The organism is Protofrankia sp. Cas3 (assembly GCF_963555955.1).
GTDB lineage: Bacteria > Actinomycetota > Actinomycetes > Frankiales > Frankiaceae > Protofrankia.
Map to the genome: position 1 here is coordinate 1 of NZ_CAUVXP010000156.1, position 12,595 is coordinate 12,595.

A 12,595-nucleotide genomic window follows, 5' to 3' on the forward strand; every position below is an offset into this window, starting at 1 on the left:
TGCAGAGGACCTCGGACATCCGTGCACACGACTGCGGAATCTGACACCGGGACCCGATGGTCAGGATCGGGTGAGATGACGGGAGACCGACAGCAGGGTGCGGTTCCCCGTCGACGGGCATGGCCGTCACACTCGCGTCGTGCCCCGTCTGCGTCTGGCCCCCGTGGTTCTACTCCTGGCGCTGGCCGCCTGTGCAGCCCCTGCCACAATCCGGGGGACGGCGTCGACCCCGACGCCCTCGGGTGCGGCGGACCGGGTTGTGCCGGCGGCGACGTCCACGGTCTATCCGGCCCACTGCCAGACGCGGGATCATGAGGAGCTGCCCGACCCCGTCTGTACGCCGGGGGCGGTCAACCCCGACGTCACCCAGGCGACGATCGGCCGCACGATCTGCACGGTGGGGTGGACCGCGACGATCCGGCCCCCGGTCTCCTACACCAACCGGATCAAACAGCAGGCGGTGGCCGCCTACGGCGCCTACGCCGGCCCGGACCCGAGTTCCTACGAGCTCGACCATCTGATCTCGTTGGAACTCGGCGGCGCGCCGGCGGCCGTGGCAAACCTCTGGCCGGAAAAAGGGCTGCACAACGCCAAGGACCCGGTGGAAAACGCCGCCAAACAGGCTGTCTGCGCCGGCCGGCTCTCCCTGGCCGACGCCCAGCACGGGATCGCTACCGACTGGATCACACTCGGGCGTCAACTCGGTGTCGCCGGGATACCCGCGTCCTGACCGCTCCTGGCGTCCAGTCGTCATCCACCGCGTCGACAAACTCGACCTAAATATCGGCTTTATTCCTGTTGCTGGCGTTCGGGACGGGGTGCCCGGCGTTGGGTATCGGGCGTCGGGACGGTCGGCCGGCGGTCACGCGTGCGGTCCGGTGTGTGCCGTGGCGTACAACTCTGTCCCATGGTGCGGGGAAGCGGGGGCGGCTGGCAGCGGGTCGTGCTGCCGGGGTGCGGACTGGGCGGCCTGGTGGTGCTGGCCGTGCTGTGGAACAAGGCCCCGGCCCTCTACCCGCATGCGGCCGATCCGACGGTCGCGATCGCCAACACCCGGGCCGGGATCCTCACCGCGATGGCGGGGTTCGTCGCTTTCACCGGCGTCATGATCAATGTTGCCGAGACCCGCCGCGCCAACGACCACGCCCGGGAACGGGATCTGACGATGCTGGCCGAGACCCGGCGGGCCACCGAGCTCACCCACACCCGGGAGCTCGCCGCGCAGTTGGCGGACCGGTACACCGCCGCGGTCACCCAGCTCGGCTCGGACACCCTCGATGTCCGCCTCGGTGGCCTGTACGCGCTGGAACGGATCGCGGTCGACTCGCCCGCCGACCACCGCACCGTCGTGGAGGTGCTGAGCGCGTTCGTCCGGGAGCACACCATTCCCGACCGGCCCGGGACGTTGCGCCGCCAGCGGACCCGGCCGGTCCCCGCCGCACCCCCGGCTGACGGCGCGAAACTTACGGAACCGGCCGGGCCGGACACCGACATCCAGGCGGCCCTCACCGTGCTCGGCCGGCTGCCTGCACGCGCCGGTGTCCCCCGCGCCGATCTCACCGGCGCTGTCCTCACCGGCGCTGTCCTCACCGGCGCTGTGCTCACCGGCGCCTCGCTATTCGAGGCGACCCTCACCCATGCCGACCTGGGCGGGGTGGACCTCACCGGCGCCGACCTGGTCGCGGCGACCCTCACCGGCGCCGACCTGAGCAGAACAACCCTCACCGGCGCAGACCTGGGCGGCGCGACCCTCACCCGTGCCGACCTGACCGGCGCTGTCCTCACCGGCGCCGACCTGGTCGCGGCGACCCTCACCCGTGCCGACCTGACCGGCGCTGTCCTCACCGACGCGCAGCTGGTTGGGGCGACCCTCACCGGCGCGGTGCTGGTTGGGGCGACCCTCACCGACACGGTGCTGGTTGGGGCAAACCTCACCGACACGGACCTGTCGCAGGAACAGCTTGAGGTGGCGCGGGGGGACGGGCGCACGGTGCTGCCGGCGGGAGTCGAGCGGCCGGTGTCCTGGTCGAAAAACCCTCCGTCCCCACCGTCCGGTGTGCCCCGGTTCTGACGCGTGAGAAGGATCGTTACCGGGCGCCAGACACCCAAGGCTGGTAACCGCCGACGGGACGGACGCCGCCCGGACCGGGGTGGTCCCCAGCATCGCGGCAGGTCACGGAGGGACCAGAGCACCCGTCCAGATGCGCTCCGCGATGCCCCGCTAGCAGGAGGGGGACCCGCCCATGGGGCCTCCGTTCCACCAGCGCCTCGGAATCTGCCTTGTCCGGCCCTGTTTTCCGCACATGAGCGCGTCGTCAGTCGTCACAGGTCAGCGCCCTGACCCTGTTGATCAATCGATGTATCGCCGCAGGTCATGAACCCATGTGCGGAAGACGGGGCTAGTCGAGCGGCCGAATCCGTGTTGTGTCTGGTTGAGGGTCTGATCGGCAACGCTTGGACTGCTGCGACACAGGCGGTTTTGCAGGTCGGATCGTTGGAGGAAGTTTTCTAGCGTTATTTGACGGCTATCCCATTTTTGCGGAAACTGGCGCACGTCGACAACGCCTCGTATCATATTGTGTTCGAAGGGTCACAATTAGGTGTACGAAAGAAGCCCCGAAGGGAAGATTCCCTTCGGGGCTCCCGAGCGGGGCGGACAGCAGCTACTGGTTGGCGCCGTGTGACTGCTCTTCCGCTCCAGGCGTCAGATCCGCGATGACCCTCATCACCCATTGGGTGATGAGGGTCACGCGGTGCTCGTCACCGAACACCAACCGGGCGAAGGACACCGCGATCGAGAGACCGCGCAACGCCCAGACGAATCGACGCTTCCATCGCACAGGAGACCCGGAGGACTCCTGCTCACGCTCGGTCCGATGTGGCACCGGCTGCCTCCGTAGTGGAGTTGCCCCCTGGCGGGGCGACCCTGGACGACCACGCTGTCGACCAGATCTGAGTCGACAGAGCAGGCCGTCCCACGGACCGCCGGTACTTAAAGGACCGTCGAGGCCGGACCGCATGTACACGGCGCTCTCCGGACCTCGACGCCGCTCAGAGTAACAGTCCTTCGCCTTTCCCATGGAAGCAACTTGCTAGGCGTAAAACAGATTTGATTGATCATCAATGCCGCTTCAACCCCCGGATTATTTATTTGTCGTACAAATGTTTTTCTGTTGGCTCTCTAGTGTGTGAATGGTGCCAGAGGACGCGGATTGCTGCACGCCGGACCCGTCCACTCCTAGTGTTCCGAGTCTTTATTTCTTTTGTAGATCGTATGCTGGGGGTATGCCTGGGCCGTGCGTTGTGCCGATTGAGCTGTCCGACGACGAACGGCGGGTGCTGGAGAGCTGAGTGCGCCGGCCGAAGACGTCGCAGGCGCTCACGCAGCGGTCGAGGACCGTGCTGGCGTGCGCGGCGGGTGTCGGGGTGTCGCTGCCGACGGTGGCGAAGTGGCGGAACCGGTTCGCGGCCGACCGGTTGGAGGGGCTGGTCGACGAGCCGCGGCCAGGCCGGCCGCGCACGGTGACCGACGCCCAGGTCCACGAGGTCATCACCAGGACGTTGGAGGAGACCCCGCCGAATGGCGACATCCACTGGTCGAGCCGGTCGATGGCCAAGGCGAGCGGGTTGTCGCAGTCGACGGTGTCACGGATGTGGCGTGCGTTCGGGCTCAAGCCGCACCTGGTCGAGACCTGGAAGCTGTCGACCGACCGCTGTTCGTGGAGAAGGTCCGCGACGTGGTCGGCGTCTACTTCGACCCGCCGGAGAAGGCGATCGTGCTCTGCGGCGACGAGAAGTCGCAGATCCAGGCGCTGGACCGCACCGTCCCGGTGCTGATGAATCAAACTAGTCATGTGTCTTGCACGGGGCCATCGGCGAGCAGAAGAGGGTATGGGGCCGGGCCCCGAGGGTGGGATGGCCCGTCGGCCCTCCCTACCTGCGCCTCCACCGCTCAGCGAACGCGAGCGGGCGCCTGTCGCCGACTCACGTCGCCGGTCGTGCTTCATCCGTTCTCCTCCCAAGGCTGCCGCTGGAAATTGTGCTGTGTGGCTTCAGATGCCGACGTTTCAGTAACACCACATCGGCAAATGCGTGGCAAATTGATGCATAAACTTGGCATGATTTTTGTGGCAGATCGAGTGCCGGATATGGATGCAACAGCTTGTTGCATCCATATCCGGGCCGACGAGCAGTACGGCACGCAGCATGGCGGACTGCCGCATCCGATGATGGAAAGAAGGACACCATGCCAGGGGCTTCACAGAAACCCCCACGGCCGCCGGCCGATGATCCAGACCTGGCAAAACTACTCACGTACCGTTACGATCTCCACCAACGTCACCCCGTGTCGCTCGACGCAATCGCGCGCGGCCTCGCCCCACATGTGACGAAAATAGATCAACGGACTCTCTCGACAAAGATTGGGCGCCTCTTCCGGGATGGCATCGGCCGCCGCGCCCCGAAGAAGTGGATCTATTTTGAGGCTCAGGTGACTCTGGGCGTCCCCTCTGAACTGCAAGACCAGGAGCTCGCGACATGCGCCGCGTTGTACCGCAAGGCGTTCCCGGACGCTAATGACTGCGTACCCTCGGCCACGTCGAAACTTGCCGATGACGACGCTCACGGCTTTGAACCCCGCCGGGTAGCGCCGTGGACGCTGGGAAGACTGCTCACGATCGTTAGCGCTACCGATCGACTCTTGCATGTGACGACGGAATGCGATCAACTAACGATGGAATGCGATCAACTCAAGAGCGTCATCAAGATGATGCGACATGTTTGCGACACCGTGCACGCCCCGGAGCGCCTCGAGCAGGCACAGCACGATAACGACACCCTCCGCTCATTGCGCGGCCAGGTACAGAAGGCGGAGCAGGAGAAGGCCGCGGCCCAAGGGGAACGCGACGAAGCCATCCGTGCCCGGGATGCGGCCGTCGCCACCCGGATCGCTACGGAGGAACAGTGCCGCCGGGCAGAAGAGGCGGCCACTGTCGCAGGAATCCGCGCCCAGCTCGCCACGGAGCGCCTCGAGCAGACGCACCGCGATTTTGACGAGCAGCTTCAGCAGGCTGGTGAACGTCTCCGCCAGGCGAACTCACAGAGCGCAACCTTGATCTCTCCGGCTCGCTTCACGGCCTATGCCGACGACGCGGTGCATCGCGGGCGTCATCGTCAGCATGCAGCACATGCTGCAACAGCCATGAAAACGTGGGCCCGCGCCCCGTTGATGTTCTGGCGCTACAACGAGCAGGCACGCCGAGGAGCCGACGACCGTACCGAGCTCGACGCAAGTCAGCAGAAATTGATCAATACCTGCGCAAGCCAGCAGAGCTTGATCGAGCTTCTTGAAAAAGAGGGAGATGCTGTTACTAATTACGGCAGTCTGCTCGCCGAATACCGTGCCCTTCTACAGCAAATCCGCGGACCCCTCGACCAGCACAAACACCTCCTTGACCGCGAGAGCGCTGATCGGATCGCTGTCGCAATCAAGCGCCTCTCCGCTCTGTTGGAGACCCGACTCACTGCGGCGACAGGAGAGACCATAACCAGCGACACCGCCGATCTCAGTGAAGTTGTCAACGCGGTCCTCACCGTCTTGCGACACCCCGCGGACCTGCGGGAGAGGGTCACGGTTCAGATCGAAACCAAGGCAGCCATTCAGATGCCCCGAAAGATCCTCCACCAGGTCGTGGCCAACCTCCTCGACAACGCCATCAGCCACTCCGAGCCCGGCACCCCCATCCAGATCAATGGAATGCTGCTCGGCAAGTTCGATCCGAAGGTCCATCTCCGTATCTGTCACTCCGTCACCCGGGGGGGCACTGCCGCTGACACCGAACCAGGTGTGTACGCCGCCCGGCGCCTCGTCGAACAGCACGGAGGACGGCTACTATATGTGGATAAAGGAACGATCGCAGTTGACCTGTGCGTAGCCAGACAAGTCATCCCTACCCCATCGACCACCATCCACGTCACACCTAACTCCAGTGGTTATGTCACCGAGGACGGGGGCCGTTTGTTGGTGGACTTGAGTACAAATTGATGCCAACGGGCTGTTCCCCCGCTCGGCCGGCCGTCAACCTAGCCGCCAGCCTCCTCGACCGGCGGCGCACACAGATCCACCGCCCCCCGGGGCTGTCCACCCGAGCCCATCAGCACCAGCAGGTTCGCCTCGGTCCGCGCCGTCTGGCGCCCCCACCGAACCTCTGCCGCCGACGGCGTGAACGCCTCATGTAACTCCCACGCCGACACCACCTTCCGAAACCGCGGAAAGGCCGTCCGCTCGATCGACGCCATCCGAGATCAACACCGTCCCCCAAGCCGGAATACGCGCACACCACCCTCGCCGCACCATCCCGCGCACACCACCAATCAGGCCGCCCCACCCCACAGCAGCCGACACCCAGACCACGCAGCCCAGCGAAAGAAGATCGCTACAGCGGCTTCCGGCCGTATTCCGGTCGCCCCCCTCCACAGGTCGTGTTTGCCGCGCGGGCCCGGCGTCCGGTAGGAGTGGAGCGGGTCCCGCCGGTCCTGGGTCACCTCCCACATGGGGTGGTCTGTCCTGGAGGTGCCACGGTGTACGTCGACCCCGACGGTCATGCTCGTGGTGGCGCTGGTCGCCGCTGTTTCTCTGCTCGTCGCGGTGGTCGCGGGGATGCTCGACTGGTTCGAGCACCACCACGGCCTGGGCGCGGTGCGTACCGGCGTCCTGGTCGCGCTCGCCGCGGTGACGGCCGCGCGGGGGTGGTAGCCCGGACCCGCATGATACGGGCCGGTCGGTCCCCGGCATCGCGGCGCTCATCGCCGCAGGTCGTGGTGCCGGCGGACGGTCGGGCGAGGGTCCGCCGGTGTACCGCGGCCCGGCGGGGTCGGCGTCCTGGCAGGGTCCAGGAGCGGTAGCCGGACGCGGTCACGATCGGGACGAGGACCCCGTCCCCGCACCCCCACCTCAGGGGCGGACAGACCGTCACAGGTCGGTACGCAATCGGTAAGGGACATATGACGGTGTCGCGCACGACGCGACACCGTCCAGGCGATCATGCGGGTCTTTCGTTACCTGTTGGATCATCCGCCGGACCGGATGCCGTCACCACCATCGGTCGGCAACAGGTGTTGTCGCCGATGGATACGGCAACTATCGTTGTCGCTATGACGGCGGACACGGTGACGGTGGTGGTGCGGGACCTGCTCGCCGCCCGGACCCCGGCCCCCGGACCCGGCGACGAGCCGCGGGCGGTGGCGCTGGCCCGGCTGGCGGCCGCCTGGGAGCTGGCGGTGGCGGTGGAGGGCGAGGTGGAGGCGGCGATGCTGGCCGCGCACACCGCCGGCGCCGGCTGGGGGGAGATCGGCCGGGTCGCCGGCGGGATGACCCGTCAGGGTGCCCGGCAGCGGTGGGCCCGGCTCACTCCACCCCCGGCGGCGAGCATGCCCGCCCGGCCGGCCGCGCCACCGGTCGCACCGGCGCCACCAATATCGCCGGTGGCCGCCGGTTCCGCCGTCGACGCCGACGTGGACGAGCGGGTCGCGGCCCGGCTCGTGCACGGGCTGCTGGCCCGCCTGTCCGACCGTGACCGTGTCGGCGTGCTCGCCGCGCTGTCCGCCACCGAGCGACCCGTCGTCGCGCGGATCGCCGACCACGGCCGGCGGCTAGCCGCCGACCCGACCGCCCCGCCGGTAGCCCGTACCCCCGGTCCGGGGGGCACCCGTCCGGTATCCCCCGCGGCCAGCCCCACCGTCGGGCCGGCGGCCCCCGCGGCCGCGGGTAGCGACCCATCCACCCCCACGGCGGGGGAGCCGCGGCCCGGTGACGCGACCCGGGCCGCGGTCGCCGCGGTGACCCGGCGGCGGGCCGATCCCACCGGCACGCCGGCGCCGGTCTACACCCGGACCGACACCGGCTGGGACGTGTCGCTGGCCGGTGTGCTGATCGGCCGGCTGCGCCCCGGCTACACCGCCCGGGGGACCGCCCGCGGCTGGATCCCGCTGCTGCCCTCCCTCGGGGTGGCCGGTGTGCCCGGCCGGACCTACCCCTCCCGGGACGCCGCGACCGTCGCCCTGGTGCTGGCGCTGGAGCAGCTGGGGACGGCCCGCCGGCGACGCTGAGGCCACCCCGCACCGCGTCGGGTCGGGTCGCCGACCTCCCGGCGGCGCCGGCTCTTCCCCGGGGTGCAGCCAAGGTACGGCGGAAACCGGCAATAGGCGGGTAGCGGGGCCAGTAGTGGGTGCGGGTTTGGGCTACTGGCCCGCGCGGCGTTGGAGTACCTGAGCCTGGAGGCGGTCGTGGAGCTCGGCTTCCTCGGGTGTCTTGCCACGATCCCCGATCTTCGATCCTGCCAATAGCGTCATTCCGTATTCTGTTATCGTAATCTGTTTCCGTATTACGTAATCGTATTCTGTCATGATAGAGTGACGGTATGACGGATGATCAGATGGTGCGGACGTGCCGGTTCCCCGGCTGCACCCGCGACGGCGCGCCGCCGACGCCCGGGGTGGGCCGGCCGAGCGAGTACTGCGACGACCCGGCGCATCACCGGGCCTCGGCCTGGCGTGCCCGGCAGAAAACCGGCGGGACCGCCACCCCGGGCCGCCCGCCGGTCGCCGCGGACCTCGACCGGCCGGTCACGATCGCCACCGCCCGCGCCGAAACCGGCCTCGCGGTCCTGCGCGGGGAGGTCGACCGGATGCTCGCCCGGCTGTCCGGGTTGGCCGCCGACCTGCAGACCGCCGGCGACCCCGGCGCGACCGCGGTACAGATCGCCGCGGTCACCACCGACGCCGACCGCCGCGTCGCCGCCGCCACCGCCCGCACCGCGGCGGTCGAGCAGGCCCTCCGCGAGGAACGGGCCGCCCGGGCCGAAGCCGACGCCGCCGCCACCGAAGCACTCACCGCCGTTGAGGAGACGACGGCCACGCTCACCGACGTCCGCGAACAGCTCCACGCCGCCCACGGCGAGACCGACGGGCTCCGCGGCGACCTGGCCGCCGCCCGCGACACCGCCGAGACCGAGCTGGCCGACCTCCGCGGGCAGCTACAGACCCGCACCGGCGAGCTGCGCCAGGCCGAGGCGGCCCGGGTACAGACCGACCGGGAGCTGGCCGCCGCCCGCGACACCGCCGGCGACCTGCGCACCCAGCTCGCCGTCGCCACCGACCAGCTCGCCGCCGCCCGCAGTCAGGTCACCGGGCTGTCCGGCCGGCTGGACAGCAGCGAGGCGGCCCGGACCCGTGCCGAGACCGACCTGGCCGTCACCCACGCCCGCGCCGAGACCGCCGAGACCGACCTGGCCGCCACCCGGGCGCGAGCCGAGCAGACCGCCGACCTGCTCCACGCCGCGCACACCGACCTGGCCGTCACCCGCCAGCAGGCGCAGACCGCGCAGGCCGCCGTGGCCGAGCTCCGCACCCAGCTCGCCGGCGCCCCCCGGCCGCCGACAGCCCGGCACTGACCGGCGCCGCCCATCGTGGCCGTCCGCACCCGGACGGCACTTTTGCTTATAAATGCCATATCTTGCTACCAGCGTGATCATGGACATTCCACGTCGAACCCGCACGATCACCATGGTTTGCGGCGGGTGGCAGCGTCCTTACCGACAGGCCGTCCGACCGCGGCCGCGCGCGGAACCGGCTGCGTCGACGACCCGGACGGAGCCCGCCACCCCGGCCCCATCGCGGCGGGGCCGGCCCGCTGGCCGCACCGTACCGCTCCGACCGCGCCGGTCGGACCCGACATTTGGGAACCAAATGTCTATCTTGCTCCCCTGTGGATCATGGACGGTCCGCCGGCGGCGGACGGCACGGTCCGGTACCTCCGCGGCACGCAGTCAACACTGTTGACCAGTCGCCGCGGGCACAGCCGGGCCGGCCGTTACCGGCGGCGCTCCAGCGCGTCCAGGCCGCCGGGGTGCGCGGCGTCCAGCGCGCCCCACACCCGTAGGAGCGCGGCGTGCAGGTGCCGGTGGTCGTAGTGCGCCCGGCCCACCGGCCCGCCGACCAACTCCACCGCGAGGGTGTCGAGCAGCACCGCCCACTGGCGTGCGGTCGTCGCCACCGCCGGACCTGCGGTCTCCGGCGCCGGTGGCGGGGGGAGGACGGTGTCGGTCGCCTCGGCACCAGGCCGGTTGGTGGCACCCCCGGCGCCGGCGCCGTAGCGGCGGGCCTCCCATGCCCGGGTGCGACAGCTGGCCGAGCAGTACCGCGGCCGCCGGCCCGTCCCCGCGTACACCAGCAGGGCCCGGCAGTGCCCACAGCGCGGTTCCTCGGTGCGTGTCTCCACCCCGCGAAGTTTCGTCACGTGCGCAACGCCCCGGCCGGCAGTTGGGCGACCGATGGGGACACCGTGCGACCAGCACCCACCGAAGATCATTAATAGTGCAAGAGGTGTGCTGCTGATCGACATGTTTCGTTGTGACGAAACGCGCTTTCGGCAACGAGGAAGATCACAACATTTTGATCTTCAACGGTGCGCGGGATGGTGCGCCGGCGACCGGGTTCCGGTACGCGGGCCGGTGCAGGCGTGCAGGGTTGTCCGGTCGGTCGCGCCCGCTCTTCGGCGCGACCGCGCATGACGAGCGGCCCCGGCGGCGGCACGATGCGGCAACCCCGGAGCACCCCGACACCGCATGATCGGTTAGCGGCGGGGGTGCTAAGGCTCGCCGCCGGCGGGACGCTCCTGGTGAACTGGCGTGCGGTGGCCACCGCACGTGTCATCGAGGTACCGGCCGTCCTCACTCCTCCAGCAACACCCCGGCGGACGGGGCGGGCCGCCGACGCGCCGGGCGAGCACGGCCCGCCAGGCCGCGCGCAGCCCGTCGCGCGGCGCCGGTCCGGACCAGGACGCCGGGGCTTGAAACCGTGGAGAAAATTGGCGACGATCACCCGGCCTGGTCCGATCCGCCGTTGTCGTCAGCACCAGCAACGACCACCCGAGATTCGTCACGTGACGAAACGCCGTTTCGGCAACGCCGTCACCGGCGCCCCTGACGTCATGGCCAAGACGAGCAACGGCACACCGATGACCCGCGACGCCGCCGCCCGGGTGCAGTCCGCCGGCGACCGCCACCCGACCAGCGACACCGCCCGAACCCGGTTCGCGCCCCGGGCGCAGTCCGCGGCCGCGCACAACGAACCCCACGACAGTCGGGACGGCGACCGTAGCGGTCGTTCTTGATCCAACAAATCGACCAATTCGGCAACGTCCGATGTTCGTGAGGCTTCCGCACAGGTGGCACAGAGACGTGACACATCTGCCCGGACATGACGATGCCCCCGCCTGAGAGTTCAGGACGGGGGCATCTGTCGTGCAGGTCAGAGGCAGTCAGCAACCCCGCGCGAGCAGGTCACTGGCGACGCCCCAGGCGACGGTGGTCAGCGCGCGGCCCAGGACGGTCCACAGTTGCCGGCGGACCGCGGCGACGTCGTCGGCGCCGCGCATCGTCACCGCGTCGTCGCGATCATCGCCGACCATCACGACAACCTCGGGATGACCGCGCTCGATCCGGCTTTCGACGGTGACCGGGTCGGAGCCGGCCTCGATGACCCGCCGGTAGATCCGCTCACGGCGTTGCTGGGCACCACGTGTTGGCCGCCGGTCGGCCTGCTGCCAGTTGATGGCGGCGGCGGCCCGGGCCAGCGCGGCGGAGAGCTGCTCGCGGACGTCTTCAACCTGGTCGGGGTCGTCCATCACGACCCGTCCGGCGCCGATAGCCAGGATGATCTCCGGCCAGGTCTCGTCGGTGCCCACGATGTGGATCGGCTGGTTGTCCGGTCCGGGGATGTCGATGCGCTGCCGGTAGCAGGTGGCGGCCGCCATCAACGCGCCTCCGCCCCGGCCGGCACGGGTGGCAGCGTGATGCTGTCGGTGACGTAGACGACGTCCACCCGGTTCGGGCCCCACTCGCGGCCGGCGTGGGTGATGAACCGGGCATCCTGCACCCCGATGACCTCACCGTCGGCGGTGAGCCCGAACCAGCCGTGCTCGCCAGCCGCGAGGGATGCGGCCGAGGCGGAGACCTCGGCGGGCGTGGCGGGCCGGAGCCGGCGGACCCGGTCCCCGGCCAGGCCGTCGACGCTGTACAGCCAGCCGTTGCGGACGGCAGGCAGGGCGTCGGCCTTCCGCCGCGGTCGGGTCGGGAGCAGGCCCAGGTCGTCGGCGGCCATGGCGAGGAGCGCGAGTGCTCCGCCGGTCACGGCGAGGTCCCGCATCGCGGACAGGTTGATCTTCATGGTGGTGTCCTGTTCTGTGGGGTGGATAGATCCGGGTTGATCGGTACCGGCGTGGGGTCAGCTGGGTTGGGACCGGGTACGGGCGCGGGTGTCAGCGCGGCGGGCGTACAGGTAGGCGCCGGCGGCGGTCGCGGCCGCCACCGCCAGCAGGCTCAGCAGCCATCCCGGCTGGCGCAGCATCGCCGCGGCGGCGAGGGCCAGGGCGAGCAGGTCGATCAGCACCGCACGGTGGCGCAGACTGCGCCGCCGGCGGGTGGCTCGTTCGGCGGTGGTGAGCCGGCGGGTCGATGCCCGCCAGGACAGCGGGCCGGGAAGATCCACCGAGGACAGCCCGGTCCGGCTGGTCCGGGACCAGACCCGCCAGGACACC

At 69.6% G+C, this 12,595-nt stretch carries 12 protein-coding genes and 2 pseudogenes; 8 read left to right on the plus strand and 6 right to left on the minus strand.

The annotated features are described in order from the left end of the window. Positions 1 to 139 precede the first annotated feature (139 nt). Entirely contained in the window at positions 140 to 730 is a 591-nt protein-coding gene (locus tag U9983_RS22360; protein ID WP_322755901.1) for a hypothetical protein, read from the plus strand. A gap of 177 nt (positions 731 to 907) precedes the next feature. Continuing rightward, positions 908 to 2,071 (plus strand): pentapeptide repeat-containing protein, encoded by a 1,164-nt coding sequence (locus U9983_RS22365; RefSeq protein WP_322755902.1) that lies wholly within the window; start codon positions 908 to 910, stop codon positions 2,069 to 2,071. A gap of 592 nt (positions 2,072 to 2,663) precedes the next feature. Here U9983_RS22365 and U9983_RS22370 read toward each other — a convergent pair. Continuing rightward, positions 2,664 to 2,885, minus strand: a complete 222-nt coding sequence (locus tag U9983_RS22370) for a hypothetical protein (protein ID WP_322755903.1) — start codon at positions 2,883 to 2,885, stop codon at positions 2,664 to 2,666. A gap of 466 nt (positions 2,886 to 3,351) precedes the next feature. On the opposite strand from U9983_RS22370, the pseudogene U9983_RS22375 reads away from it, so the two are divergent. Together U9983_RS22375 and U9983_RS22380 are read left to right on the plus strand one after the other, a co-directional pair. Next, positions 3,352 to 3,833, plus strand: a pseudogene (locus U9983_RS22375) (IS630 family transposase); the annotation flags it as partial. Positions 3,834 to 4,345: 512 nt separating this feature from the next. Further along, entirely contained in the window at positions 4,346 to 6,043 is a 1,698-nt protein-coding gene (locus tag U9983_RS22380) for a hypothetical protein (protein ID WP_322755904.1), read from the plus strand. A 38-nt stretch (positions 6,044 to 6,081) separates the two neighbouring features. Here U9983_RS22380 and U9983_RS22385 read toward each other — a convergent pair whose 3' ends face one another. Next, entirely contained in the window at positions 6,082 to 6,297 is a 216-nt protein-coding gene (locus tag U9983_RS22385; protein WP_322755905.1) for a hypothetical protein, read from the minus strand. Positions 6,298 to 6,571: 274 nt separating this feature from the next. On the opposite strand from U9983_RS22385, the gene U9983_RS22390 reads away from it, so the two are divergent. From U9983_RS22390 to U9983_RS22400, 3 genes are all read left to right on the plus strand, one after another. Beyond that, positions 6,572 to 6,754 (plus strand): hypothetical protein, encoded by a 183-nt coding sequence (locus tag U9983_RS22390; protein ID WP_322755906.1) that lies wholly within the window; start codon positions 6,572 to 6,574, stop codon positions 6,752 to 6,754. A gap of 398 nt (positions 6,755 to 7,152) precedes the next feature. Continuing rightward, positions 7,153 to 8,106 (plus strand): hypothetical protein, encoded by a 954-nt coding sequence (locus tag U9983_RS22395; RefSeq protein ID WP_322755907.1) that lies wholly within the window; start codon positions 7,153 to 7,155, stop codon positions 8,104 to 8,106. A gap of 311 nt (positions 8,107 to 8,417) precedes the next feature. After that, on the plus strand, positions 8,418 to 9,449 hold the full coding sequence (locus U9983_RS22400) for a hypothetical protein (protein ID WP_322755908.1): 1,032 nt from the start codon (positions 8,418 to 8,420) through the stop codon (positions 9,447 to 9,449). Between the two features lie 419 nt (positions 9,450 to 9,868). On the opposite strand, the gene U9983_RS22405 is transcribed toward U9983_RS22400, so the two are convergent. Further along, entirely contained in the window at positions 9,869 to 10,294 is a 426-nt protein-coding gene (locus U9983_RS22405) for a hypothetical protein (RefSeq protein ID WP_322755909.1), read from the minus strand. A gap of 645 nt (positions 10,295 to 10,939) precedes the next feature. Between U9983_RS22405 and U9983_RS22410 the strand changes: the two genes are divergently transcribed. Continuing rightward, complete coding sequence (locus U9983_RS22410; RefSeq protein WP_322755910.1) at positions 10,940 to 11,170, plus strand: hypothetical protein; 231 nt, start codon at positions 10,940 to 10,942, stop codon at positions 11,168 to 11,170. 147 nt (positions 11,171 to 11,317) lie between these two features. Here U9983_RS22410 and U9983_RS22415 read toward each other — a convergent pair whose 3' ends face one another. The 3 genes and pseudogenes from U9983_RS22415 to U9983_RS22425 form a co-directional block, all read right to left on the minus strand. Beyond that, positions 11,318 to 11,812 (minus strand): hypothetical protein, encoded by a 495-nt coding sequence (locus U9983_RS22415; protein WP_322755911.1) that lies wholly within the window; start codon positions 11,810 to 11,812, stop codon positions 11,318 to 11,320. Next, entirely contained in the window at positions 11,812 to 12,225 is a 414-nt protein-coding gene (locus U9983_RS22420; RefSeq protein WP_322755912.1) for a hypothetical protein, read from the minus strand. Before U9983_RS22420 ends, U9983_RS22415 begins: the two co-directional genes overlap by 1 nt. 57 nt (positions 12,226 to 12,282) lie before the next feature. After that, a pseudogene (locus U9983_RS22425) lies at positions 12,283 to 12,595 on the minus strand (hypothetical protein); the annotation flags it as partial.

What these genes read in the sequence shown, in the direction of transcription:
- U9983_RS22365 (WP_322755902.1), top strand. Translation starts at nt 908, where the DNA reads ATGGTGCGGGGAAGCGGGGGCGGCTGGCAGCGGGTCGTGCTGCCGGGG.
- U9983_RS22385 (WP_322755905.1), bottom strand. Translation starts at nt 6,297, where the DNA reads ATGGCGTCGATCGAGCGGACGGCCTTTCCGCGGTTTCGGAAGGTGGTG.
- U9983_RS22395 (WP_322755907.1), top strand. Translation starts at nt 7,153, where the DNA reads ATGACGGCGGACACGGTGACGGTGGTGGTGCGGGACCTGCTCGCCGCC.
- U9983_RS22400 (WP_322755908.1), top strand. Translation starts at nt 8,418, where the DNA reads ATGACGGATGATCAGATGGTGCGGACGTGCCGGTTCCCCGGCTGCACC.
- U9983_RS22415 (WP_322755911.1), bottom strand. Translation starts at nt 11,812, where the DNA reads ATGGCGGCCGCCACCTGCTACCGGCAGCGCATCGACATCCCCGGACCG.
- U9983_RS22420 (WP_322755912.1), bottom strand. Translation starts at nt 12,225, where the DNA reads ATGAAGATCAACCTGTCCGCGATGCGGGACCTCGCCGTGACCGGCGGA.